This window comes from Glaciimonas soli (assembly GCF_009497155.1).
In the GTDB taxonomy this organism is placed as follows: domain Bacteria; phylum Pseudomonadota; class Gammaproteobacteria; order Burkholderiales; family Burkholderiaceae_D; genus Glaciimonas; species Glaciimonas soli.
In genome coordinates this window covers 213177-239603 of the sequence record NZ_WINI01000009.1, presented here as the reverse complement: position 1 = coordinate 239603, position 26427 = coordinate 213177, and the positions used below count along the sequence as shown (strand labels likewise).

Below are 26427 nucleotides of genomic sequence, written 5' to 3'. Positions count from 1 at the left end.
GATGTTGATCGGTCACTGAGATTGTAGGGACATACGTAATGCCAAATACGCGATTTGAAAAATACCGCCGTCATCCCTGCGTTCGCGGGAATGACAAGGGAATTTTTAAAATGATTGATTGGCCTTGCTCAACATTATTTATGACTCAAACGACGTACCAATATATCGCCGAAGGTTTGTACCAACTGCACAAATACAATCAAAATAATCACAACCGTCCACATGATTTCCGGCATGTAACGCTGATAACCGTAACGAATGGCGAGATCGCCCAAACCGCCACCACCAATCGCTCCTGCCATCGCAGAATAGCCGACCAGACTAACAAAGGTAATCGTTAAACCAGCGACGATGCCTGCAAATGCTTCTGGAATCAGAACTTTATAAACGATTTGCCACGTAGTTGCGCCCATCGCTTGTGCTGCTTCGATCAAACCACGATCAACTTCACGCAACGCAGTTTCAACCAGACGCGCAATGAAAGGAGCAGAGGCAATGGTCAGCGGCACAATCGCTGCGGCCGTACCGATGGATGTGCCTACAAAAAAACGTGTGAAGGGAATCACTGCAACCAACAGAATAATGAACGGTGTCGAGCGCACCGCATTGATGATCAGCCCGGCAATCCGATTAAATGCCAGATTCGGCAAAACACCGTCGCGCCCGGTTAAGTGGGCCGCAATTCCCAATGGGATACCGATCAACGCGCCGAGCACACCCGAAATTCCAACCATCATCAAGGTTTCGCCGAACGACGAGATAAATAAATCCAGCATTTCAGATGACATGATTCAACTCCTCAACGGTGACGCCCTGTGCATTCAAATAAGCCATTGCTGCAGCGATGTCGGTGCTGCTGCCATTGGCGAGAATCGCCAGCGAGCCAAACGCCTGACCTTGAATTTCATCAATCTGACCATGCAAAATGCTGAAGTCCAGATTGAATTTCCGTACCACTTCAGACAGCAGCGGCTGGCTGACACTGTCACCAATAAACGCTAAACGGAACAAGTGGTCGGTACCTTCACTCGCATCACTTTTTTCTAATTGCGCGCGAAGGCGTTGCAAAACGCCGCTCGGTAACTCCTGACTAATCACGTCACCGATCATGGAGCGTGTGACCGGATGTTTGGGTGAGCGGAATATGTCGATAACCTGACCGTGCTCAATCACTTCACCAGCTTCCATCACCGCCATACGATCACAAATTTGCTTGATCACTTCCATCTGATGCGTGATCAGCACAATAGTCAAACCGAGTTCTTTATTGATTTTTTGCAGCAGCTCTAAAATTGAACGCGTAGTTTCTGGATCCAGCGCCGAAGTCGCTTCATCCGACAGTAACACTTTAGGATCATTCGCCAATGCGCGCGCAATACCAACACGCTGTTTTTGACCGCCGCTGATTTGTGCTGGATAACGATCTTTCAATGCCGTCAGCCCGACCAATTCCAGTAAGGGTGTTACTTTGGCGTTGATCTCAGTTTTTGACATACCCGCTAATTCCAACGGCAGTGCAATGTTGTCGTACACGGTGCGTGAAGAAAGCAAATTGAAGTGCTGGAAAATCATCCCGATCTCGCGCCGCGCTTCTCGTAGCTGTCCGGCATTCAATGCGGTCAGATCTTTGCCATCAATGATGATTTTTCCGGCAGTAGGGCGGTTCAACAGATTAAGTGTTCGCACCAAGGTGCTTTTGCCCGCGCCACTGCGCCCGATAATGCCAAAAATCTCGCCCTTGTTGATGATTAAATCAACATCCTTGACCGCATCAACGGCGGCACCGTTCGCGCCTTTAAAGCGCTGTGTCACTGCTTGTATTTTGATCATGGAAAAATAAAAGTCCAAATAAAAAAAGCAGCAAATTGTCTAGCTTTCGACAATGTGCCGCCTATGTAATTTTTATGTAAGACTTGATTCTATAATATTTTACTTATGCGTAAAAGTATCTTTGTATTGTGTACTTATTACTTTTGCACATAAGTGCAGTAATGTTGCCAATGGAAAAGTAAATGGCCGCGTATAGCGGCCTTTTTTACTTTTGATGTCGATTCGATATCAGGTATTTGTTGCAGTTAGTTGCCAACAAATCACTCATACCATTGATTCTGCAATGCGAGGTTTATAAGGCCGGGGCATTTTGCGGTACAACTCTATTTGCCAAGCCACGCTGCAGGAACCAGACCAGCGTTAACGCTGCCAGCGATGTTCCAACAACTACGTAACCGGCAACGTCAAAGTGCTGAAGCTTGCCATCTGCCCCGAGCGTGACGATGTGGCCAGAAACGACAGCGGCGATGCCACCTGACAGTTGCTGGATGGAGGCACTGATGGCGTTAAAGGAGCCGCGCTGCGTGGCAATCGGCACCGATGATACCAGCGCCTGGAATGGAATCATGCGCGAAAAAATTCCTGCAAACATCAGGACATTGATAATGATTAGAACAGGAAGAGAGATGGAATCAAGGTGGGTATAAATCAGCACCATGATGATAGTGACCGTCGTGCCTAGCGCAAACACTCTGAATTTGCCGAAGGTATCGGTAGCCTTCCCGATCATGGGGCCGAAGAAAATTGTGCATAGCCCCGTGATCAGATAAACCGTGGGCAGGCTGTGCAGACTGATGCCAAGGTTGTCCACAATATAGGCGCTGCTAAATGGCATCAACATGAAGCCGCCGGTGGTCAACAACGCTGTCGTCGCGAAAGCAATCAAGTGGCGTGGCTCGGTCACCGTGTGAAACAGATGCATCCACGGACTATGTTCCTGAGGTACGGCAAGGTGAGCGGCAACCGGCTGCATGCGCCAGGCGACGAACAGACCGCCGAACAGGCCCAGAGCGGCCATCGCCAAAAACGGCGCATGCCAATTCCATTGATTGGATAGATATAAACCGATGGGAATACCCATAATCTGGCTGGCGGCGAAAGCGGTTTGGATCAAGCCCATCACGCGGCCACGCATTTGCAGTGGAAACAGATCGGTCGCGATAGCAAGTACGACCGAGCCGATAACACCACCGAACAGTCCTGTGACGATGCGTGCCAGCAGCAGGGCTTCAAAACTTTGTGCCAGCCCGCACCATAATGTCCCGATGATGAAGCCGGTATAGAAGAACAATAGAATTTTTTTACGATCGAAACGGTCGGCGAAGCCTGCCGTTAACAATCCCGATACGCCGGCACTGAAAGCGTAAGCGGAGACGACTAATCCGAACTGTTTCGGACCGATGTTCAGTGCCGGCATGATCACGGCACCGAGCGGCGACATCAGCATGAAATCGAGAATGACGGCGAACTGCAGGAACGCTAGCATGCCGACAACGTACTTCTGATAGCGAGAAAACTGGGGTGGTGCGGATGTGGTGGCTGGCTTCATATGTTGGTTGTCGGTTCAAAGGCGAGTGAGTGTGATGGCATGTTCAGGGCAAGCGCTGACGCACAAGCCACATGCCCGACATGCATCGGCGTTGGGCGTATAAGCAACCTTCACCCCGTGCACGCGTAACTTGAATTTATGTAACAGGTTCAGACTTTGGTAATCGCTATCGTCGATACGTCTAACCTGAAACACGTTCTCTGGGCAGACATCGACACAATCGCCTTTGCCTTCGCAACGCGTCAGGTTGATGATCGGAACGATTATTCCTGGCTCCTGTTTGCAGCTGGCTATCGCCGTTTTGCTCGAGTTCATTGCTCGCCTCGTTCCTCACCTCTTCTGCGCGGGAATGGGCGGTGTTTGCGAAATTGTTCGCGTTCTTCAGGTGTCATCTCTTGCCATTTTTGCCAATGCTGATGACGACCATGCCAGCCAACGTGTCCACGGAATCCTCCAAACAGGATGCGGCAGAGAACTAACAAACCGACCGCATGCCAGTAATCAATCTGACGGCTGCCAACGAACAATCCTGGCATGACTAAATTCCATAGCAACATGACAGCGGCGCCAAGTGCTGCAGCAGCCACGACTATGAATATTACTTTAGCTAATTTTCTTGCTCTGAAATCCATTTCTTTCTCCTTCTTTATAAGTCAAATTCGTCGTATACCGTTTGCAAACGGCTACGCAAAAACAGCACTGCGTAGCGTTTGCGCGCCAACAAGGTATTCACAGCGACACCGCTTTGCGCTGCCATTTCTTTAAAACTGAGTCCATCGAGTTCATGTCCGATGAAGACATCGCGCTGATTTTCTGGCAGCTCGGCTATGGCTAGCTGCAATTCTTCGAGTAATACTGACCTCGCATACACAGCCTCAGGTCCTGCATCGAGCGTTGGCAGAACAAGATCGAGCCGATACTCGCTCTCTGCATCATCTACATCGTCGTCTGTCTCGCTGATCTGTTGCTCTTTCTTTTTGCGAAAGCGGTCTATGATGCGATTGCGCGCGACACGGAACAACCAGGCACTCGCCTGTTCGATCGGTGCGGGAAGGCGATATGCCTGCACGAACTCCTGAAAAACATCCTGCAAAATATCGTCAGCCTCGGTTGGATCGCGCACGCGACGCAGTATGAAATTGCCGAGTTTGACCCGCTCACGCAAAACAGTCGCGGTGATGTCTCTGTCTTGATCTGTCAACGGATTCGGGCTGTTCGGTGGGCTCATACTATTGAAGACGTTTCACAATTAAAAATATTGTGGGGAAACGAAAATTTTCTTATAAAGATAATCAAACAGGAAACTAACAGTACACCATTGCAAACACCCGGTTTGCGTATATCCCGATCTTTGTCATGCGTTGCAGCGACAATTTAATGTAAGGCTGGTTTCATTTTTGATATCATGAAAGACGCAAATATTACTGGTTTCACACCTCAATATTTATCAGCATTCCCAAGTCCCATCAATTGATGCAAGCAGAAAGAAATCCTATGTCAAATCCCAATCGTTGGTGGGGCGTCATCACCTTGTTGTTGCTTGTTACCATTGCCTATATTGACCGTATAAATGTCGCCGTCATGTTAGTCAATCCGGAATTTTTAGCACATTTCAATTTGCAGGGAGATCGCAGCTGGCAAGGTGCTTTGATGACGGTATTCCTGTTAGGTTATGGTATTTCGGCCATGTTTTTAACGCCCTGGCTGGAAACGTTATTAGGTTATCGCCAGGGATTGATATGGAGCGTGCTTGCCTGGGCTTTGCTTACGGCGGTTTCGCCATTAACGGGATCCTTACTATTGCTGCTGATGGCACGGACGTTGCTGGGTATCGCGGAAGGACCGTTGTTCTCGTTAAAAACCATGTACATCAGCGATCATTTTTCACACCATGAATATGGCAAACCAAATGCAGTGACCGCTATCGGTGTTTCTTTGGGTTTGGCGATTGGCTTTCCGCTGATTACTTTGCTGATGACGCATTTAGGCTGGCATGCCACTTTTTATGTGCTGACAGCAGTGAATCTCCTGATCGGTTTGTCATTTGTTTTATTGTTCATTCAGCCCAAGCGATCTTCGCCATCGCAGCCAAGTCAGGTTAGCGCATCCACTACATCCAACACGTCGGTGGCCCAGCGTGTCTGGAGTACTTTTGTCATTGCGTGGCAAACGCCGATGCTGATGTGGATTATGGTGATTGAAATGGCGACACTCAGTTATTTATGGGGAACGACTTCCTGGTTACCGGCATATTTGATCGATGAAAAGCATTTTTCTCTGAAGCAGATGGGGATTTTTTCGTCCTTGCCTTTTATCATCAGCATCGCTGCGAAATATGCCGGTGGTGTGTGGTTAGATCGAATGCCACCATACAAAGCGCCATTGGTGTTTGTGTTTGGTGGCATAGCTGCAGCCTTAAGTATTTGGGGCATCATTCACAGCGAAGCAATTTGGGCGACGGCTTTTTTCATGTTGGCCGCGAATGCATTTTGGGGCGCACAGGGAAGCGCGATTCCAACGCTGATACAACATTATGCCAAGCGATCTGCGGTGGGAAGTACCTATGGATTGATTAACGGCGTTGGCAATTTTTTCTCAGCTTGCGTTCCCGTGCTGATGGGCGTGGTGATGACGCATTACGGTAAAGTTTCATCCGGCTTTTTTATCCTGTTAATTTCACAGATCGTCGCTGCAATTGGTGGCGTTATATTGTTTATGCGAGGGCGATAGCATCGGGTTTTTGATGCTGAGCCAGATCATGTTTGATCGATAGGGGCTAGTTTTGATGCTAAGTAGTATCAAATACTGATTTGAAAATTATCGTCGTCCTCGCGTTCGCGGGAATGACGGCGGATATTTTCAAATCAGTTATTCTGAATTACTTAGTGACTATTTTTTTAAGTAGCAGGCATGGCTGCTTGTTATTCATTGCACTCGCTTCTGATCGGTAACCCAGTTTACCTCCCAGGACTTGCCGCCATCAGCTGAGAATGCTTGTTCAAAGTGCGCCGAATTGGCCGTAATGTTCGACCAGACATACCGAACCAGGATAGTTTTGTCATTAAAGGTATCTTGGGAGTAAAATTCGCCGCGTCCATTGTTGAACTCACCGACGTTGGGTGGGCCGCCCATAGCGCCATTTCTGCTGTTGGCCCAATACAGGCTCCACTGATGCGATTGCGGATTGTATAGGCGCAGAGTCAAACCTTCGATGTGGCCGGTTGGGCTATCGGTTTCAAACTCCTCAATATTAGCGAGTCCATTCCACACTTTCCTAGTGGTGGAAGTACCGTCAAATTGTACCCAGGATGTCGATCCGGTTAAGGGGTGGAGAAGGCGTGACAGGTGAATTTTCCAAGTGCCTATCTCGAAGTCAAAATCGTGTTGACCATCTCGCTCAGAGGAAGTGTGCGGGACGATAGCAGTCGAGGCAGCGGCTATATTTTCCTGCGCGAACCCCTGCAGGGGCTGCAAAACAACGGCTAAACACCACACCATGAGAGAAACCTGCATGCGTTTGTTCATCACACCCCCCTTTGGTTCGTCTAAGCGCCCTGAATGGAAATGACAAGTGATCGTGTTGCCAAGCTGAAATATTCTAACAGATAGCGCTATCTTATTTGCTTAATAAATTTTTGATAACTATTCCAGCAATAAAAAAGCCCGCATTGCTGCGGGCTTTTTTCGCAAATATCAGACATCAATAAAAAAAGATGCCTAGACAGTGCGGTGTGATCGTGCGGTGATTCTGCACGATCAATTTATTACATCATGCCGTCCATGCCACCCATGCCGCCCATACCACCCATCCCGCCGCCCATGCCGCCAGCAGATTTACCATCTTCTGGCAGTTCAGCAACTAAAGCATCAGTAGTCAGGATCAGAGCAGCAACAGATGCTGCATTTTGCAATGCAGAACGCGTTACTTTCGCTGGATCCAAGATACCTTGATCGATCATGTCGCCGTAAGTACCGTTAGCAGCGTTGTAACCGAAGTTACCTTTGCCTTCCAATACTTTAGCGATCACAACGTCTGGGGAATCGCCAGCGTTCGATACGATTTGACGTAATGGTTCTTCGATAGCGCGCAGAACGATTTTGATACCAGCATCTTGATCAGCGTTGTCGCCTTTCAGATCTTTAACGTTCGCACGTGCGCGCAGGTACGCAACGCCGCCGCCTGGCACAACGCCTTCTTCAACCGCTGCACGTGTTGCGTGCAATGCATCTTCAACGCGGGCTTTTTTCTCTTTCATTTCAACTTCAGTTGCAGCACCGACTTTGATCAATGCAACACCGCCTGCCAATTTGGCAACGCGCTCTTGCAATTTCTCTTTGTCGTAGTCTGAAGTTGCTTCTTCGATTTGCGCGCGAATTTGTTTAACGCGGCCTTCGATAGCGATAGCTTGACCAGCACCGTCGATGATAGTGGTGTTTTCTTTGCTGATTTCAACGCGAGCAGCTTGGCCCAGTTGTTCCAGAGTGACTTTTTCCAAAGTCAGACCAACTTCTTCAGCAACTACAGCGCCACCGGACAAGATAGCGATATCTTCCAGCATTGCTTTGCGACGATCGCCGAAACCAGGTGCTTTAACAGCAGCTGTTTTCAAGATGCCACGGATGTTGTTGACGACCAGAGTAGCCAATGCTTCACCTTCAACGTCTTCTGCAACGATCAGCAGTGGACGGCCAGATTTAGCGACTTGTTCCAATACCGGCAGCAGATCACGGATGTTGGAGATTTTTTTGTCGAACAACAGGATGTATGGCTGTTCCAGCGCAACAACTTGTTTTTCTTGGTTGTTGATGAAGTACGGTGACAGATAGCCACGGTCGAATTGCATACCTTCAACGATGTCCAATTCGTTTTCCAACGATTTGCCATCTTCAACAGTGATCACGCCTTCTTTACCAACTTTGTCCATTGCCTTGGCAATGATTTCACCGATATCGGTGTCAGAGTTAGCAGAGATCGAACCAACTTGAGCGATTTCTTTGCTAGTAGTTGTTGGCTTAGACAGTGCTTTAACTTCAGCAACGATGGCGACAACAGCTTTGTCGATACCGCGCTTCAGGTCAGTTGGGTTGAAGCCAGCTGAAACGTATTTGAAGCCTTCGCGAACGATAGCTTGTGCCAACACAGTAGCAGTAGTTGTACCGTCACCAGCGTTGTCAGAAGTTTTGGAAGCGACTTCTTTAACCAACTGCGCGCCCATGTTTTCCAGCTTGTCTTTCAGTTCGATTTCTTTAGCGACTGAAACACCGTCTTTAGTGACTGTTGGCGCGCCGAAGCTGCGTTCCAAAATAACGTTACGACCTTTAGGGCCTAAAGTTACTTTAACTGCATTTGCCAAAATGTTAACGCCGTTAACGATCTTTGAGCGAGCGTCATCGCCGAAAATTACTTGTTTTGCTGCCATGTTTGTTTCTCCTGAATAGATAGAATTCGAGTGATCAACGAAAGATTAAATTCGCGATCGGTGAAATGAATTATTTGCCGTCAACAACCGCAAACAAATCTTCTTCACGCATAACCAGTAATTCTTGGCCGTCGATTTTGACTGATTGACCAGCATATTTGCCGAACAAAACGCGATCGCCAACTTTGACATCCAGCGGATGCAATTTGCCGTCAATAATTTTGCCAGTACCAATAGCCAATACTTCGCCTTGATCTGGTTTTTCAGCTGCAGCTTCTGGCAATACGATACCGGATGCAGTTTTAGTTTCTACATCAAGACGCTTAACGATGACGCGATCATGCAAAGGACGAAGATTATGACTCATGAGTAACTCCTTTAAATTCAACAAGTTATGGTTGTTGCAAACAATAGTGCGTTGCAAACAGGGTGAGCCTCGATTTGTTTGGCATCGAGTAGACCCCCCGATTGCTGCCGCACAGAAAACGTGACTAGGTGAGGTTATTAGCACTCTCACCTGACGAGTGCTAAGTATAGGGATGCTTAGGCGATATTTCAAGGGCGGATATTTTAAAGCGATGTTTATGTTATGAGAAAGGCACTGTTATGAGGCAAATCTAGAGACATGACGTGCGTAATTGATTATTTGTTAATTTCAAGAGTGTCGCAAACCAAGGCTTCAAAGGTCGCCCATTCGGACTTTATAAGCTCCAACCCAGCTTCGCGGACAGATTGTTCCAAGCGTGCGGATTCGGCGGCAACAGATAATTCGCCTGCCATGATCAAGCCGCCGTTGATGGAGTGCAATTGCATCAATACCGTTTCTGTATCGCCTTCTGTGATGGCATTCTGGATTAACGTTAGCGATTGCATGGTCGCCAGATTAAGCACTGCACGTACATGTTGGCTCAGAGGTTGAGATTGTTCGGCGAAATTATTAGTTATTTCTTTGGGGATTGAAGTTATGCGGCCAGCATGACCAGCATATTTACGTAGTATCTGATCAAGTGATGCCATCGACAATGGTTTGAGCGCGATATCAATAATACCGGTTTCCACGCAGCGCCTATGCTCATCAGCAGTGGTATAGGCGGTCATGGCCACCACCGGGACGGTGGTATGCTGATCGCGCAAACAGGCTGCCAGTGTGTAGCCATCCATGACTGGCATACCCAGATCGGTCAGCACAATATCGTATGGCTTTTCTCCAAATGCACGTAATGCTGCGCGGCCGTTTTTTACAATATCTGCTTGATAACCCAAGGTATCGAGTTGATCCTGCAGCACCATTCGATTGGCGGGATGATCTTCCGCGACCAGCACGCGGATGGCTGAATTCTCATCTGCATTGCGAATGCCGCTGCCGTCAGCAAGTGGGGAGGCTATTAACGTCACATCGCTTTCGACAGGAAGCGGCAAGTTGACCGTAAATGTACTGCCGATACCAGGTGTACTGGCTACAGTGATGGTGCCGCCCATCAGTGTAGTTAAGCGTCGGCATAGCGGCAAACCAAGACCGGTGCCACCAAATCGACGGTGGATTGAGGTATCTGCCTGAGTATAAGCATCAAATATTTTTCCTAACGAGGCCGGGGAAATACCGATGCCTGTATCGCTGACGAGAATGGTGACGTTTGCAAGGTCATTCTCAGCTGGTGTCGGTGTTGCGAGGACATGAATATCGACCCCGCCAGTTGCGGTGAACTTGATGGCGTTGCTCACCAGATTAGAGACAATTTGCTGCAATCGCGCCGGGTCACCGCGATAGTGGCGGGCGATCTCAGGTGTGATGGATAAATGAAGATAGATATTTTTGCTGTCGGCCATTGGCGCAAAGATAGCGACGACCTGCTGCATCGTAGCGGCCAGATCGAAAGAACATTGCTCAAGGCTCATTTGTCCGGATTCAACTTTGGAAAAATCCAGAATGTCGCTAATGACATTGAGTAAAGAATCCGACGTCATGTTGACGATCCCTATCCACTTGGTTTGTATTGCAGATAAAGGTGAGCGTGCCAGCAATTCCAGACTGCCGAGCATGGCATTGAGTGGGGTGCGAATTTCGTGGCTCATGGTTGCCAGAAAAGTGGATTTTGCACTATTGGCAGCATCTGCTGCTTGTCGTGCTTCTTCCAGTTTTTGTTCAATTTTCTGGCGGGCAGTGATATCAGAGAAAGTGCATAGCAATACGTCGCGACCTTGATATTTGGTCTGTATGACTTTTGCCAGCAAATGCGTTTGGTCAGCATCGGCCAGCGCTATTGTCAGTTCGTGCTCCAATAATACAGGCGTCTCTTCATCGAAGTAAGACTTTGCGTTAGCGCGATAAACATCCATGAAGCGGGCATGCAACGGTATGCCGCCAGCCTTGCTGTCATAGGCACGCATCACCTCGTTTTGCAGCAAAACTTCACCATCGACAGCAGACAACAGACTCAATCCCACCGGGGCGGCTGCGATGATGGTCCGGTTCAGGTTTTCGCTTTCAAAAGTGCGTTGCGAGCGCAAGAAAACCGGCATGAATATCCGGCGATCGAAAGCGATCACGAAACCCCATAAGAATGCCAGCATCAACAGCATCATGCTGATCACAAATACCAGCTGCGGCCATAGAGCGGTCAAAATAGTGCGCCATGAAAAAGCATAACTCAGTACCCAACCGGTTAACGGCAATCGATCCGACACCGAAAAAATGCCATCGTCATAGTGTTCGCTCAGTTTTTTAAAGCCGGCTCGCCAGTCGCCTGAAGCGATTAATTTGCGCACGAGCGGATCGTCGGCAGCACCGGATTTCGAGCTTTTCAGTACTACAACACCATGTTGATCAAGGATCACAAATTCACCATCGTAAGTGTCTTCACTCAGATGGTTACGCAATATGCTGGCCGGAAAATCACTGACAAATACCATAAAAGGCTTGTCGCCTTCGAATGCCGGTTGCGCCAGTTTAATCACTTCATTGCCGGTCAGAGGTCCAATGCCGGGTGGTAACCAGACGACGTTGCGACTAGTACGCAAGTGTGCGGCAACAACAGGATTTTGCAGATCACCGACATTAATCGCCAGACGTTTGATCAGATCAGCAGTGTTTTGCGCGTCAAGTGCAATGATGGGATTGTTCGCTTTAGGAGTCGGGGAGATCGCGATATAAGTGTGCTCGGGGTTGTAGTAATAACCTGTAGTCGGGCGAGCGCGCTGTATCGCGGTGGTGCTGGTGACGTAGGCCTGTTGTTCGGTCAGTGCCAGATATTCTGCGTATGCTTGTGCCTGATGATCTGGTGTCAGCACAGCTAATGCCAATTGGGGATCAACCTTATCGCTGGCGCGTATTTCGATGCGGCCATGCTGTGCAGCGAATTGCCGGACCAAATTTTCACTCGGTAGCCTATGATCACTCCACAGCATTTCTGCGTTGATCACATCGTGCTGTAACGCCGCCTGCTTGGTTTCGATTTCAACCCGCAGCAGCGCCTGATGAGATAAAAACACTGACCGTCCTTCGGCGATGTAATCCTTGCTGCGTGTCCACGCCGACATCGCTGCAATCACCATAATCACCAGCGACAGCACGATGCCGCCTCCAAACAGCAGATTGCGCTGATAGCGACCGAGCAAGGTCAGGTCGCTGTTCTTTTTGCTAGCGCTGTTGTCGGCCGCAGTTGATTGCGGTGAGGTAGGTTGTTGCAATGACATACAGTCTCTCGTTCAAAAAATAGCCCGTTAGATCCGTACTGGTCTGGTTCACAGCTGTTATTGCAGCGTTTATTCTGCTCCTCTTGTACGCAATTATCAGAAGGAAATGCAGCATGAAGAGAGATTATCACGACGTTTTGAGCGCTGGGGGCGGTAGTAACAATAAGTCACGCTTGCCAGTGGCGGCATTGATGCTCGCGGTCGGGTTGTGGGGCGTCATCTTGGCATCTGATGCTGATGCGCAGACGAATGAGGCAGTAGAGGTCGGTGACGGCGCGCAAGCTCGCTTTGGTGCAATTGCTATCGGTTTCAACGCCCTGGCGCGGGGAGATTATTCGGTTGCGCTCGGTCATGATGCTCAAGCTAACAACGGTGCAACTGCCATAGCTACGCATTCGCAGGCGCTAGGTCAGAATTCCATAGCGATAGGTAACAATGCGAGATCGCTCGGGATTGAATCCATGGCCTATGGTGTCGGCAGCGAAGCCGCATCATGGTTTGGTATTGCTATGGGTAGCGATACTGTCGTCAGTAGTTCTGCTACGCGCAGTATGGCGCTTGGGGCGTTCTCATCGGTGGCTGAAAATGCGAGCTATGCGGTAGCTTTAGGCGCAAACTCAGAAGCAACGCGCGCCAATACGATATCGGTTGGTAACAGCACTTGGCAGCGTCAGATTACCAATGTGGCAGCAGGTGTGGAAAATACGGATGCAGCTAATTATGGTCAGCTTATCGGTTTGCGGGATCAGCTTCAGAATCAGGTGAGCAATCTGGACGGACGCGTCACGATTGTTGAAAATAACAAGAATCTGAATGCCAATCCAGTCTCTGACAATGGTGCGAATGTGAACAATGACAATCACGTGCCAGAACAAATCAGTACTGCGATGGAGCAGGGTTTGAAACAGGCCAACACGTATACGGATACTCAGGTAACACAAGCAAACGACTACACAAACGCGCAAGTGACGCAGGCCAAAGCGCAGGCGAATGCTTACACCGATCAGCGCTTCAACGATGCGCAGCGCGCTATCGACACGGTTGCGAAAAATGCCTATGCTGGTGTAGCGGCAGCGATGGCGATGCCGAATTTCACGCCATCGGGACCTGGCCGTACCGTGGTGGCTACCGGTACCGCGACTTATATGGGTGGCAGCGCGTTGGCAGCAAGTGTTATCCATCGATCGCGCAATGGTCATTGGTTAGGCAATGCCGCTGTGTCCGTGACGAATACTGGTGATGTCGGATTACGGTCGCAGGTAGGCTACGAGTTTTGAGCTTGATTTTGCGCTTAAGGATCATGTGCTAAAGTGGTCTTTAGCATGAGTATTGAGGGCGAAAAAATGCGTACATTTACCATTCGCGTCGTCATCGCTGATGATCACCCGGCTTTTTTGCTAGGCGTCATACAAGCACTGGCTGCTGCACCTACGATAGAGTTGGTTGGCAGTGCTCAGGATGCCACTTCTCTGATAGCCGTGCTCAAGCAGACGCCGTGTGATGTATTGATCACTGATTATGTAATGCCTAAAGGCGAATTCTCCGATGGGCTCGCGATGTTGACATATCTAGGCAGGCATTATCCTGATCTCAAAATCGGTGTGATGACGATGATGGATAATCCCGTAGTTCTACGCACCTTGTTGGCGCAGGGGGTAGTCTGCATTCTCAGCAAGGCTGATGATCCCAGTTGTTTGATCCCCGCGATTCACGCCGCCTATAGCGGCGGTCGATATTTTTCTCCGATTATTACCCGGCTCATGCAAACACAGGAAGCACCTGATAGCCTGCCAACGCTCTCGCAGAGCGAGGCGGAAGTTGTACGCTTATTCGTTTCCGGGATGACTGTTAATGCAATCGCCGCGCAGCAGCATCGTAGCAAGCAAACAGTCAGTGGCCACAAAACCAACGCCATGAGAAAACTCGGCATCAAGAATGATGCCGAGTTGTTCAAATATGCGATTGAAATTGGCCTGGTACCTTCATCATCTGCCGCTGCGCCACAGTAAATTTCAACTGCAGTTATTATTTTCGGTTTTGGGCTGCTTTGAGATAAGGCGCATCCGTCAAGGTTTTCAAAAACACCACTAAGTCGTCGATCTCACTGTCGCTCAACGCGGGCGTCGCACCGATGGGGCGATTATAGGGAAGGGCGTTGACGTTGATATTGTCACTATATTCTGCGGGCACGTCGTCGAATTTTTCTCCCACTTTATTTTTGTACCAGTCTGTCGGCCTGGTGGAGCGTGTCGCATAAAAAGCCACGACGTCGCGCAATGAGGTAAACACGCCGTTGTGCATATAGCTTTCACGCGCGGCGACGTTGCGTAAGCTTGGCGTCTTGAAATAACCGCACCATTGCGTACTATCCGGCCAGTGCAGGGTGGCGGCAGTCTGGCATAAGCCGATATCGTAATTTTTCGGGTTGCGATTGGCGGGAATCAAGCGGTTGCGTGGCACGGCTACGGCGTCATAACTGAAATCGGTAAACATGGAACGTGCCGGATTACTGGAGGTGTCATTGAACTGATGGCACGATGCACAATTTCCTTTGTCTGGATTCCTGAATAAACGCAGTCCGCGCATTTCTGCCGCGTTGAGCGTACCTAGTCCGCGGATGTAAGCATCATATTTAGAGCTGAATGGCGTCATTTCATCGCTGCGCAAAAATGCTTGCAACGCGCTGGTAGCGGCTTTTGTTGCCAGCGCGGGCTGATCAAATATCGTCGCACCAAATTGCTGCTGCATGCTTGCGCGATAACCTTGCTGCAGTTTGCGACTGAATTGATGCGCATCCTTATTGTTCATTTCTGACGGATTAAACAACGGCCCCAAGGCTTGCTCAGCCAAGGTGTCAGCCCGACCATCCCAAAAGAAACCACCGTAAGGTGTCGGCACAAGATCGTCGTCACTTTCATAGAAAAAACGTGGCGGTGTAAAACGCAGATACAAAACGGAAGGTGTGTTGCGGGTGCCTAAACTGGCGGGGCGACTGCCGAGTGCAACGCCGATGCCTGAACCGTGGTTGCCGGAAAAAGCTTTGTCAGGTGCATGACAACTGGCGCAGCTAGTACCGCGCGGTTCGGATAAACGCGGGTCAAAAAATAATTGGCGACCGAGTGCCACTAAGGCCGCCGGATCATTCGGCTTACCGGCGGGTGCGGGCAACGCGGTATAAGTCGGTGTCGCATTGACGCTGATACAGAATAAAGTCAATAACAGAAAGGAAAACGGATCGGAAAAGCGCAAGCACCTTCCGATATCGGTTTTAATCCATGTTTGGGATGCCAGTCGTCGGATGGTGTTTTGCTGTTCCGATCTGCGCGAATTCCTTACTAATTGCGGCATTAGTTTCAACATCAATTTCAACATTAATTCGGTGCCAGATAACCCGTCTTGTCGCAATTGATCTTATTGCCATTTTGCAGACAAGTCGTCAGCAGCAAACCTTTGCGGGTATAGGCCTTGTAGGCCCAGGTGCCGTCGGCTTGTCTGTCCATCACCATAAAACCAAACGCGCTGGTATGTGAAAATTTATCGACAATCACGCCAGGCGCAGGGCTGGCATTCGTCGGGAATGGATCGGCAAAATTGACATCAACATCATCACCACCGTTACCTGATACAAAGGTGGCAGGATGATTGGTGGCGAAACTAATCGCTTGGAAATCATGCACATGGCCATGAATCGCAGTTGTCACACCAGCCGGATAATAGGCGGTTGGATTCACGCTTTGCATTACCTCCTGCAGGATTGGGTTGCCTGGCAGCGGCGCTTTTCCGGGAACCGGGACGAAGCCGAGAATCGGATGGTGATTGGTGAAAATACTATGCACGCCGGGTTTGGCTGCCAACTGATTCACTGTTTTAAATTGGGCCTGGTATTTAAGAAATACCTCGCTCGTATTCGGTATCGCTTTTTTACCGACTTTGGATGTGTCAAATACGATCACCTGAGTATCGTTGCCGATGGCAACTGCGTAGGGCTCCGTATAGTTGGCAATGTCATCGTTAGCGGCATTATCGCAAGAGCGCTTGGCATCGTAGGGTTGGGTATCCAGAAAACGGAACCAGCCCTGGCCTGCGCGCCGACATTCTTCATGATTACCACGCACCACAACCCACGGCGCAGCAGCCATCAGTGGTGCGGCAGGTTTAAAAAGATCGGCTTGCCAGACATCCCAGCCATAACCCCAGGGACTACCTTTGCAACCGGCGATATCATCCGGACAAACGTTTTCACGATAGTGATAATCGCCGATATGCAGCACCAAATCTGGTTTCATTGCAGCGGCTGTTTTGGCAATTTCAGGGAATGGCCAGGCGTCGCCATCATTACATGCTTGCCAGGCTTGGTCAGCTTTCTTCATGCGACAGCCGGTATCGGCGACGATGACGATGCGCTGTGGATTCGCTTTTGGCAATGGCAAAGAAAATGATCCGACCGTAAGACTGCTGGTGCCAGCGGGAATACTGTATTCACACGCTGTCAGCGGGAAAACGGATGGCTTGGAATCGACAGCATCACTCGCGGTTTTACGTTGCGGAATGGTTCCCGCCGCGGCCCGCAAAGTCATAGGGAAATAGACAGAACCATTGCGAATTTTCGGGCAGCTAAGCTCAGAAGTGACGACGCGCGCGATGGCCTGATTGTTGGCACCGACCACTACCCAGGCTGCTTTGATACTGGCGTCGGCATTGACGTTACTGGCCTGTTTGATGACGCTATTGCCACCGCCGCATCCATAAAGCAGCAAGCCAGTAGCTAATACGGAACTGATCATCAGAAAACGTGAAAGGGCTTTGCGTGGCAATGACGGTTTGATGGAGTTCATTTGGGTGATGTTGGTTTAAGTGGAATCGCTAAAGTTAACAAACCATTATATGAGGCAAATATGACGAAGTAATTACCGTATGGCCGCAATGGGCTCCGCCAGCGATGCAATGACAATATCAGCGAGTCTTTTTACCAATGTTGACTGAGTCGATTGCGCAGTCACCAGCGTCAATGCGATGGAAGGGAGTGCGGGCAAATGGCAGGACTTAGGATCAAGTGCGATCAGTTCCGGTGGCAAGCAAATCGCGGTTCTGACGGTGATGCCAAATCCGGCCTTGGTGGCGGCGAATAGTCCGCCTAAGCTAGCACTGGTAAACGCCGTACGCCAACCGATATTGGCAGCATCCAATGCATCCGTCGCCATGCTCCGGAAACTGCATGGCGGATCAAAGGCGATAAATGGAATGGCTTCAGTGGCAAGGCTGAAATCCTTAGGGTATTCAACATGCTTTGCGCCTATCCACGCCATCGGAATTTGCGCTAATTGCTGCTTCCCCGCTGCGCCAGCGCCGTCGCCCCAGACCAATGCCATATCCAGATTTCCCGATGCGACACGTTCCAGTAATTCAGCATTGCGCGCGACGCGTGCTTCGACTACGACCTGTCGATGCGCCTTGGCGAAGTTGGCGAGAATTTCTGGTAGCAATATCTCGCCAAAATCTTCCTGCAGACCGAAACGAATCGAACCGGCCACCTCGACCGCATGCATCGCTGCCAATGCTTCATCGTTCAATTGCAGCAGCCGTTGAGCATAGACCAGCATCGAGTCGCCAGCACTGGTGAGCTTTAAGCCTCGTCCCGATTTTTGAAATACCGGCGTCCCAAGTTGGGCCTGTAGTTTCTGCAGTTGCGCACTGACCGCCGACGGCGAACGCGCCAGATGATCTGCAGCCTTGGCAAAACTACCCAATTGGATGCCGGTCACAAAGGTGCGCAAAACATCTAGATCAAGGTTGGTTTTTAACATAAAAACAATTCAGTTTTTTGGAATGATGGATTCGATATATTTCGATTTTCAATATCAATTTACGCCTATAACATTTCATACGTCAACTTAATTTATGGAGGTTATATGCCGTTCGCTCGTATTTCACTCATTAAAGGGAAATCCCCTGAATATGTACGCGCCGTTGCCGACAGCGTACACAACGCAATGGTTGCCGCTTTTAATGTTCCTGTTGATGATCGCTTCCAATTGATACATCAACATGCACCGGATGAGATGATCTTTGATCGACATTATTACACTGACAACCGTTCGGAAGATTTTGTCCTGATTCACATTACGATAGGCAAACCGCGCTCAACTGCCACTAAAAAAGCGACCTATAAAAAAATAGTAGAACTGCTACAAATCAGCCCGGGGATTCGCCCGGAGGATGTGATGATAGTCATCAGCAAGAGTCAGCTTGATGAATGGTCTTTTAGTATGGGAATAGCACAAATGGCATTAGACGATGAATCCTGATATCGGATTAGTCCAAAAAACATGCCTTCCAGAGCAGATGACCGTCGTGCCGAATGCGAGCATCCAGGCGCAGACGGTCGATAGCTCCAAGGCCAATGGCATTGTATGGGCGCAGCCATTATTTGCCTCCGAAGTGGATGGCGAAAATACGGCTTTCCATGTGACTTATGCGCCACACGCACGCTCGGCATGGCACAGCCATCCGTTAGGTCAGATGTTATTTATTTTGAGCGGAACCTGCGAGATACAGCGTCGTGGTGGCGAGATCGAAACTGCCCGCGCTGGCGACGCAGTCTGGATTGCGCCGCAGGAAGAACATTGGCACGGCGCGACAGCGCATGGCGTGATGGTTTATTTAAGTGTGCAAGCGGTGTCGGATGGAAATGCAACAAAATGGCTGGGTCATTCAACAGGAGAATCTTGATGAAAATGATGCAAACGATGATGTTGTCAACGTTATTGGCGGGTGGTTGCGGTTGTAGCTACGCACAAAGCCAAGCTGCGCCTGCTGCATCTCCGATTGTGAGAAAAGCACTGTTAACTGCGGCGATTAGCCCGAATAAATCGGTAGCCGACGTGGAAATCAAAGAAATTACATTAGGCCGAGGACAAAATGCGCCATTGCATTTACATCCTTGCCCGGTGGTTGGAGTGATCACGGCAGGGAGCATTGCGCTTCAAATTGAAGGGCAAGCGGTGCAGCATCTCAAGGCTGGCGATGCTTTTTATGAGCCGGCAAATGTACGGATAGCGCGTTTTGATAATGATGGAGAAACACCAGCGACTTTCTCGGCGTTTTATTTGTTGGGAGAAGGTGAGCACGAGATTATTCGGCTGCTCTCTAAGTAATACGGAAACATTGCTTTGATATTATTAAAACTCATCTCCGTCATTCCCGCGAACGCGGGAATCCATGCTACTTAATCCAATAAGTCTGGGTATAAGTCTTTCCAACTCGGATTGGCTAGTTCGATCAAGTGAATTTTCCACATTCGCATCCATTTTTTTAATTGTTTTTCACGCTTGATCGCTTCTGTGATGTCTTCATGAATCTCGTACCAGACCAAGTATTTCAGCTCGTATTTCTCACAAAATCCATCCACAAAAAATTCTTTATGTTGCCAGGCACACTTAATCAAATCCGAAGTGACGCCAATATATAGCGTGCCTCGCATATGATGCGACATGATGCAAACGTACTTTGCATTTCGTAACGTGGATTCCCGCGTTCGCGGGAATGACGGTGGTTAAATTATAGGTGTGGGTAGTATCAGAAATTAATTACGCAGCATCACTTATCGCTCACTCCGCCAGCGCCGGTGCCAGCACATCCCGACTGCCGCTGGTCGCCATCGCCGACACGATGCCGGCGGCTTCCATTTGTTCTACCAGACGTGCAGCACGGTTGTAACCGACGCGTAGCTGGCGTTGTACGGATGAAATCGACGCGCGTCGTGTGCGCAACACAAAGGCGACGGCTTCGTCGTAGAGTGGATCGGCTTCGGCATCCTGATTCTCTCCGAATAGATCTGCTGCAGCACCTTCCACCGGACTACCTGCCAGAATCGCTTCTTCGTACTCAGGTTCACCAAATTGTTTCAGATGTTCCACCACCCGATGCACTTCTTCATCGGAGACGAAAGCACCATGCACCCGTTGCGGATAACCGGAACCCGGCGGCAGAAATAACATGTCGCCATGACCTAGCAAGGCTTCCGCGCCCATTTGATCGAGGATGGTGCGTGAATCAATTTTGGATGAAACTTGAAAAGCCACCCGTGTAGGAATATTTGCTTTGATCAAACCAGTAATCACGTCCACCGATGGCCGCTGTGTAGCGAGTATCAAATGGATGCCAGCCGCACGCGCTTTTTGCGCCAGGCGGGCGATCAGCTCTTCAATTTTTTTGCCGGCCACCATCATCAAATCGGCCAGTTCATCAATGATCACGACGATCATTGGCAACGTTGATAACGGTTCTGGCGCATCCGGCGTCAGCGAAAACGGATTGGTGACTTTCTTTTCACGCCGTTCGCCGTCGCGTATCTTTTGATTGAAACCTGCCAGATTACGCACACCCAGCGCCGACATTAACCGATAACGCTTATCCATTTCTCCCACACACCAGTTCAAAGCATTGGCCGCCAGTTTCATGTCGGTGACAACCGGTGCCAGCAGATGCGGGATACCTTCATATACCGACAGTTCCAGCATTTTCGGATCGATCATGATCAAGCGCACATCTTCAGGCGTTGCTTTGTACAGCAAGGACAAAATCATCGCATTAATCGCCACCGATTTACCCGAACCTGTGGTTCCCGCTACCAGCATATGCGGCGCACGCGCCAGATCGGCAACGACCGGAGTGCCGGTGATGTCTTTGCCCAGCGCTATTGTCACGTGGGAAGTGGACTCTCGATAAGCGGGAGATTCTAATATTTCCGACAACCGTATCATTTGCCGCTGCGCGTTAGGTAGCTCTAGTCCCATACAGGTCTTGCCAGGAATAGTTTCGACCACGCGTATCGAAGTCAATCCCAGCGCACGCGATAAATCTTTCATCAAGCCGACAATCTGGCTACCCCGCACACCGATCGCCGGTTCAACCTCAAAGCGCGTAATCACGGGGCCAGCATCATGCCCTAGCACTGTGACCGGGACTTTGAACTCCTGTAAGCGCTGTTCAATCAAGCGTCCGGTTTCTATTAAAAGCTCATCGGAAATGGCGATTTTTTCCTGACTTGCCGGGTCAAGTAAACTCAGTGCTGGCAAATGGAAATGATCATTATCGCTGTGATTGGTGATCAGATTGATGACGGGTGGTGCGGTAGAGACCGCACTGCTAACGGAGACATCGCTGATTTCCATCACGACAGGTGCATAGACTGTTGTAGCGATGCTTGCTTGATGGGGAACGGGATCCACTACAGGCGGCATATGCGTAGACATGACTGCTTCCATCATGGACAGATCAGTGGGTAGTGCAATAGCAGCCATGCTCGCCGATATGCTTGGCACATCACTGTTTTCCCGATGCAGGTCCATTTTGCTTTCCACATGACTTATTACATGACTCGGTAGGATGCTTAAATCCGTGGCGAGCGGCGTGGAGTTTTCGCTTAATGTTGGCAAAGCTGTTGCTACCGGCTTGATGGCAGCAGTACTCGGCACAGTTTGCGGAACTGGGCTGCGATGTATGTGTATTTGTTTGCCACGTTCAGCAAATTTTGCATTGCGCTCTTTCTGTTCGGCGAGAAAGCGCGCGCGCATGGCGGAGGTAGGAATAATCTGTTCTATCGTTGCCCATTCCGCCATTGAGCGCCCTGATGAAATGGCTGTGGAACGCGGCTCTCGGGATTTTTGCGTATAGATCGGCAACGCATCGTCAGCTTCCATCGATGGCAGACGCCACGATTTCTTTTTAGTCGACACGGTGCCCGTGCTGCTGCCGAAGGTATTTCCGGATCCAGTCGCACTACTTATGTGGTTGGTACTGCGCGCTTTGCCAGATGGCGCGGCCAAATTGTGTACAGGATGCGGATGTGAATTTTTTCCTTTGGGCGACACTGGAGCAGTTGCCGGCACACCTGCACTAGTTTTCCTCTCTTTTTGGGGCGTCGAAGTAATTTGAGGAATGGGTCGAAATAAACCTGAAAATAACCACCTCAATGCCAGCGCTGTGATGATGAACAGCAATAGCACAGCGCCAATTTTGCCAAAGACCTTTATCAGTGTTTGCGCAAAAGCAAATCCAAAAAAATCACCGCTGACGGTGTCAGATACCATCATACGGATTACCGCTTCCAATCCACTACTGGCACACAGTAGCAGCAAGGTGCCTAGCCATAAACGAATTGAGCCCGGACCGCGTAAGGCCGATAAAGCCGAACCATTCATCCGGCGTGCTTTTACCATGTGCCACAGCAATGGCGTTATCCAAAGCAAAGACCAGCCAAACCAATCAAATACAACTATATGCATGCTGAAACTTATTTAAGAGTGCGAAGGGTTTTTACAAAATGCCAGCGTTAGCGGCACGGCCCTAAAGGAAGACGCCGATATTACCCGAAATTGATCAGATTTTTTCTGGGTATCGCTGGCCTGGCTTTTTGATTTCCTTTCACCATTTCCTTACTCCTCACTCTATCTCTTTGTTTATGCACACTTTCAGCATGCAGTGAGTCGAGTCAGTTGTGTGCCTTTATAACAAATTCTTTAGTTTAACTTTCCAAAGAATTGATTATTTAACAAAATTTTGCGATTTCACGAGAGGAATAATCATTTCAGAGCTGCGTTGTAGATTAGATAAATAGTTAAATTTGGGACAATTCCGATTTTTTTAATATTTTTTAAGATGAATACTCCATCCCTCTGAATGACGGTGGTTTCTGAGGTAACTACTGCGGTGCAAAGCAGTAACAAGCAGAAGTCCTTCGGCCGAATGAATGCACTAGCCTACGCCATTCTTGAAAATGTATTTTAAATAATTAACTGGGAAATAAATATTATGAAAAAATTAGTCGCCGCTGCAGCTGTTATGGCTTTGTTCACTTCGTTTGCTAACGCTGCTGGTACTCCATCAAGTGGCAATCCAGGCGTCATCAAATTTACTGGTGAAATCGTTTCCGGTGCTTGTGGTATCGATCCTAGTACTTTGGATCAGACAGTACCTTTGGGACAGGTTCCAGCAAACACATTCAAGGCAGTCGGTGATCGTTCGAATCCTGAAACTTTTAACATCATCTTGACTGATTGCGATACAACAACGCAAAAAACCGCCATGTTCACATTTACTGGCATGCAAGATGTAGACGTTCCAGCATTGTTCGCGACTACTGGTCCTGCAACAGGCGTTGGTATTCGCTTGCAAACTGGTGCTGGCGAATACCTGAGCAATGGCACACAACAAGTTGCACCTTTTAATTTGCAAAATGGTAACAATACTGTTCAATTTGCGGCTATGTATGAAGCGACTTCAGCAACAGTTACAACCGGTGAAGCTGATTCGGTTGCCAACTTCACTGTTGCTTATAACTAATCCAGTTTATCGAATTAGTCAGTCGTAGCTCCAAAAAAAGGAGGCTTTGCCTCCTTTTTTTATCGCAAGTTTCAATTGCTTTTTAAGAGGCATCCGTTGTGGATTACCGCCAATTCTTACTGTTAGCCTCGCTGCTCTCTTGCAGCCAGGTAAAGGCTACTGAATTCAACACGAACTTTCTCAACATTGACGGCGACTCTGACGTCAATCTTGAGCAATTTGCTCGTGCTGATTATACGGTGCCGGGTAAGTATTTATTGGACGTCGCAATGAATCGACAATTCTTTGCGCAGCAATCTATCGAATTTAAAGTTGATCCAGAAACAGAGAACAGTTATCCATGCCTGTCAGAAGATTTGGTTGCCAAATTTGGGCTGAAACCCAAGGTGTTGGAGCAATTGCCAAGAACCGATGATCGCGCCTGTGTACGTTTAGATAGCATACCTAATGTCACGATCAAGTATGTCAAGAGTACTGCGCGTTTAGTGATCAGCATTCCGCAGGCATCATTTGAGTATGATGACCCAAATTACATTCCCCCCTCCGGCTGGAGTGATGGGGTTGACGGTTTGCTACTGGATTATCGTGTGATTGCTAACACCCGCCGTTCCAATGTGGTTGGCGGTCAAAGCAGCAGTAATACCCTGACCAGTTATGGTACTGCCGGAGCCAATCTGGGGGCATGGCGTTTCCGTGCCGATTATCAGGCGCAACAAAGTTCAGGTAACGACAATTTAGGTGAGCATAAAGCCTTTCAATTGAATCGCTTATATGCTTATCGCGCATTGCCTGATATCCGATCGAATTTATCAGTCGGCGATAATTATTTAAGCTCGGATATCTTTGATACTTTTGCATTGCGTGGTGCGACCTTAAACAGCGATGACCGTATGTTGCCCCCCAATTTGCGTGGCTATGCGCCCGTCATTAGCGGTGTGGCACGTACTAATGCAACAGTTAATATAACGCAACAAGGACGTCTTTTATACTCAACCAAAGTCAGTCCGGGAGCCTTTACTATTCAAGATTTGAACAGTACTGTGCAAGGAACTTTAGATGTCGCGGTGGTCGAAGAGGACGGTACCGAGCAGAAATTCACAGTGTCAACAGCAGCGGTGCCATTTTTGGCGCGTCAAGGTGAGTTGCGTTATAAAGTGACAGCGGGCCAGCCTCGCTTATTTGGTGGAAATGGCATTATCCGTAACTTCACTGTTGCCGAAATCGCCTATGGTTTGCCGTTAGATGTCAGCGTCTATGGCGGTTCCTTTATTGCGGATGGTTATAATGCTTTCGCCGGTGGCATGGGTAAAGATTTCGGCGCTTTTGGCGCGATCTCAGCGGATATTACCGGCTCACGCGCAAAGCTATGGTGGAATCAGCAAAACGTTTCGGGTAATTCCTACCGTCTGAATTACTCAAAACATTTCGATGCTATTGATACCGATGTGCCTTTTTTTGGCTATCGTTTTTCAGATCGCAATTTCACAACGTTCTCGCAGTTTTTCGGTGATCCGTCATCCTACGCGCTGAACGGTGGCAAGCAACGGTTTTCCGTGAATCTGGCTAAGCGTTTTGTCGGCTTATCCACCAACTTCTCTTATGATCGTTCCACCTACTGGGATGTGACGCCAGCGGAACGTTTGGGTGTGTCATTGGCACGCACGATGTCAATAGGAACATTGAAAAATGTCAGCGTCAATTTTTCGGCCTATCGCTCCAAAGACTATACGGGCAGCAATACGCAGGTATTCGCAGGCCTGACCATTCCGCTCGGCGCGACGTCGATGATTTCGACCAACGTACAGAACACAAGCTACGGCGGTTCATCTGCCGCGGTTAACTACAGCACCGATAACGGCGATGGCCTTAGCTATCAATTGTCGGGCGGTGTTGGTGGCGGTGGTTATGCCAGCGCTTATGTTGCTAAGCGTACGGCGTTCTATCGTGCCAACGCATCAGTTTCAGAATCATCGGGAAACTATAGTGCCGGATCGGTGGAAGTCGATGGCTCCTTTGTTGCGACTAAATATGGTTTGACGCCGCATGGCAATGGTTCAAATGGCGGAACGCGCTTATTGGTGTCAACCGATGGCGTATCTGATGTCCCATTCAGCGGTCAAATTCATTCTGATCGTGCCGGTTATGCCGTGATTGACGGTTTGCCAGCGTTCCAGGCTTATGACGCGCGCATCAATATGAATAAGTTGCCGCTGAACGTAGATGTCAGCAATCCTATCCGCCGCATGGTGTTGACTGATGGTGCGATTGGCTATGTCAATTTCGGCGTAGCGAAAGGGCGTAATGTGTATCTGACGCTGAAGCAGAGCAATGGCAAAGATGTGCCATTTGGTGCTTCGATACAAGACAGTAAAAGCAACAAAGAAGTTGGCATTGTCGGTGAACACGGTGTCACTTATCTGACAGGTGTCAAGTCAGATGCCGAGTTGGTTGCGCGCTGGGGGAACAACGACAGTTGTTTGTTACCAGCATTGCCACCGGAGGAACAAGTGCTGAGCGAAATTGCCTCGCCGTTAGTTTGTCAATCAACGACAGTTAAAGAAGCTAGTCGTTAAAACCAGTTTGAGAGATCGA

The 26427-nt window shown here is 49.1% G+C and carries 23 protein-coding genes; 8 read left to right on the top strand and 15 right to left on the bottom strand.

What is annotated here, in order from left to right:
- Positions 1-134: 134 nt before the first annotated feature.
- From GEV47_RS17815 to GEV47_RS17790, 6 genes are all read right to left on the bottom strand, one after another.
- The gene (locus tag GEV47_RS17815) at positions 135-788 is read right to left on the bottom strand and encodes a methionine ABC transporter permease (protein ID WP_153236134.1); all 654 of its coding nucleotides are present in this window, start codon (positions 786-788) and stop codon (positions 135-137) included.
- A complete protein-coding gene (locus tag GEV47_RS17810; RefSeq protein ID WP_153236133.1) occupies positions 778-1830 on the bottom strand; it encodes a methionine ABC transporter ATP-binding protein in 1053 nt (350 codons plus the stop codon). The genes GEV47_RS17815 and GEV47_RS17810 overlap by 11 nt, the downstream gene beginning before the upstream one ends.
- Before the next feature lie 292 nt (positions 1831-2122).
- Positions 2123-3379, bottom strand: a complete 1257-nt coding sequence (locus GEV47_RS17805; protein WP_153236132.1) for an MFS transporter — start codon at positions 3377-3379, stop codon at positions 2123-2125.
- 15 nt (positions 3380-3394) lie between these two features.
- Positions 3395-3694 (bottom strand): 4Fe-4S dicluster domain-containing protein, encoded by a 300-nt coding sequence (locus GEV47_RS17800; protein ID WP_153236131.1) that lies wholly within the window; start codon positions 3692-3694, stop codon positions 3395-3397.
- Positions 3691-4011: a hypothetical protein gene (locus GEV47_RS17795; RefSeq protein ID WP_153236130.1), complete on the bottom strand. Its 321-nt coding sequence runs from the start codon at positions 4009-4011 to the stop codon at positions 3691-3693. The genes GEV47_RS17800 and GEV47_RS17795 overlap by 4 nt, the downstream gene beginning before the upstream one ends.
- A 14-nt stretch (positions 4012-4025) precedes the next feature.
- Positions 4026-4607: an RNA polymerase sigma factor gene (locus GEV47_RS17790; protein WP_153236129.1), complete on the bottom strand. Its 582-nt coding sequence runs from the start codon at positions 4605-4607 to the stop codon at positions 4026-4028.
- A gap of 266 nt (positions 4608-4873) precedes the next feature.
- On the opposite strand from GEV47_RS17790, the gene GEV47_RS17785 reads away from it, so the two are divergent.
- Positions 4874-6109 (top strand): MFS transporter, encoded by a 1236-nt coding sequence (locus GEV47_RS17785; protein WP_153236128.1) that lies wholly within the window; start codon positions 4874-4876, stop codon positions 6107-6109.
- A 195-nt stretch (positions 6110-6304) separates the two neighbouring features.
- Here GEV47_RS17785 and GEV47_RS17780 read toward each other — a convergent pair whose 3' ends face one another.
- From GEV47_RS17780 to GEV47_RS17765, 4 genes are all read right to left on the bottom strand, one after another.
- Positions 6305-6904, bottom strand: coding sequence for a hypothetical protein (locus GEV47_RS17780; RefSeq protein WP_153236127.1), 600 nt, complete (start codon positions 6902-6904; stop codon positions 6305-6307).
- A 239-nt stretch (positions 6905-7143) separates the two neighbouring features.
- Positions 7144-8799 (bottom strand): chaperonin GroEL, encoded by a 1656-nt coding sequence (gene groL, locus GEV47_RS17775; RefSeq protein WP_153236126.1) that lies wholly within the window; start codon positions 8797-8799, stop codon positions 7144-7146.
- A 70-nt stretch (positions 8800-8869) separates the two neighbouring features.
- Positions 8870-9166, bottom strand: coding sequence for a co-chaperone GroES (locus GEV47_RS17770; RefSeq protein ID WP_153236125.1), 297 nt, complete (start codon positions 9164-9166; stop codon positions 8870-8872).
- 275 nt (positions 9167-9441) lie between these two features.
- A complete protein-coding gene (locus GEV47_RS17765; RefSeq protein ID WP_153236124.1) occupies positions 9442-12492 on the bottom strand; it encodes an ATP-binding protein in 3051 nt (1016 codons plus the stop codon).
- A 113-nt stretch (positions 12493-12605) separates the two neighbouring features.
- Here GEV47_RS17765 and GEV47_RS17760 point away from each other — a divergent pair, with 113 nt between their 5' ends.
- On the top strand, positions 12606-13769 hold the full coding sequence (locus GEV47_RS17760; protein WP_153236123.1) for a YadA-like family protein: 1164 nt from the start codon (positions 12606-12608) through the stop codon (positions 13767-13769).
- Positions 13770-13835: 66 nt separating this feature from the next.
- Positions 13836-14501 carry a response regulator transcription factor gene (locus GEV47_RS17755; RefSeq protein WP_153236122.1) on the top strand — a complete coding sequence of 222 codons (666 nt, stop codon included), beginning with the start codon at positions 13836-13838 and terminating at the stop codon, positions 14499-14501.
- 16 nt (positions 14502-14517) lie between these two features.
- On the opposite strand, the gene GEV47_RS17750 is transcribed toward GEV47_RS17755, so the two are convergent.
- The 3 genes from GEV47_RS17750 to GEV47_RS17740 form a co-directional block, all read right to left on the bottom strand.
- Positions 14518-15741, bottom strand: coding sequence for a cytochrome-c peroxidase (locus GEV47_RS17750; RefSeq protein ID WP_194270706.1), 1224 nt, complete (start codon positions 15739-15741; stop codon positions 14518-14520).
- A gap of 122 nt (positions 15742-15863) precedes the next feature.
- A complete protein-coding gene (locus tag GEV47_RS17745) occupies positions 15864-17327 on the bottom strand; it encodes a metallophosphoesterase (protein ID WP_153236120.1) in 1464 nt (487 codons plus the stop codon).
- 72 nt (positions 17328-17399) lie between these two features.
- Positions 17400-18296, bottom strand: coding sequence for a LysR substrate-binding domain-containing protein (locus tag GEV47_RS17740; protein ID WP_153236119.1), 897 nt, complete (start codon positions 18294-18296; stop codon positions 17400-17402).
- Between the two features lie 105 nt (positions 18297-18401).
- Between GEV47_RS17740 and GEV47_RS17735 the strand changes: the two genes are divergently transcribed.
- Genes GEV47_RS17735 through GEV47_RS17725 form a run of 3 tightly spaced genes read left to right on the top strand, consistent with a single transcriptional unit; the run spans position 18402 to position 19646 of the window.
- The gene (locus GEV47_RS17735) at positions 18402-18797 is read left to right on the top strand and encodes a tautomerase family protein (protein ID WP_153236118.1); all 396 of its coding nucleotides are present in this window, start codon (positions 18402-18404) and stop codon (positions 18795-18797) included.
- Positions 18787-19221 (top strand): cupin domain-containing protein, encoded by a 435-nt coding sequence (locus GEV47_RS17730; RefSeq protein WP_153236117.1) that lies wholly within the window; start codon positions 18787-18789, stop codon positions 19219-19221. Before GEV47_RS17735 ends, GEV47_RS17730 begins: the two co-directional genes overlap by 11 nt.
- On the top strand, positions 19221-19646 hold the full coding sequence (locus GEV47_RS17725) for a cupin domain-containing protein (protein WP_194270705.1): 426 nt from the start codon (positions 19221-19223) through the stop codon (positions 19644-19646). The genes GEV47_RS17730 and GEV47_RS17725 overlap by 1 nt, the downstream gene beginning before the upstream one ends.
- A gap of 71 nt (positions 19647-19717) precedes the next feature.
- Here GEV47_RS17725 and GEV47_RS17720 read toward each other — a convergent pair whose 3' ends face one another.
- Both GEV47_RS17720 and GEV47_RS17715 read right to left on the bottom strand, forming a co-directional pair.
- Positions 19718-19984, bottom strand: coding sequence for a GIY-YIG nuclease family protein (locus tag GEV47_RS17720; protein WP_153236115.1), 267 nt, complete (start codon positions 19982-19984; stop codon positions 19718-19720).
- A 115-nt stretch (positions 19985-20099) separates the two neighbouring features.
- Positions 20100-22778: a DNA translocase FtsK gene (locus GEV47_RS17715; RefSeq protein WP_153236114.1), complete on the bottom strand. Its 2679-nt coding sequence runs from the start codon at positions 22776-22778 to the stop codon at positions 20100-20102.
- Between the two features lie 526 nt (positions 22779-23304).
- Between GEV47_RS17715 and GEV47_RS17710 the strand changes: the two genes are divergently transcribed.
- Together GEV47_RS17710 and GEV47_RS17705 are read left to right on the top strand one after the other, a co-directional pair.
- The gene (locus GEV47_RS17710; protein WP_153236113.1) at positions 23305-23835 is read left to right on the top strand and encodes a fimbrial protein; all 531 of its coding nucleotides are present in this window, start codon (positions 23305-23307) and stop codon (positions 23833-23835) included.
- 98 nt (positions 23836-23933) lie between these two features.
- Positions 23934-26408: a fimbria/pilus outer membrane usher protein gene (locus GEV47_RS17705; protein WP_322741693.1), complete on the top strand. Its 2475-nt coding sequence runs from the start codon at positions 23934-23936 to the stop codon at positions 26406-26408.
- Positions 26409-26427: the final 19 nt, after the last annotated feature.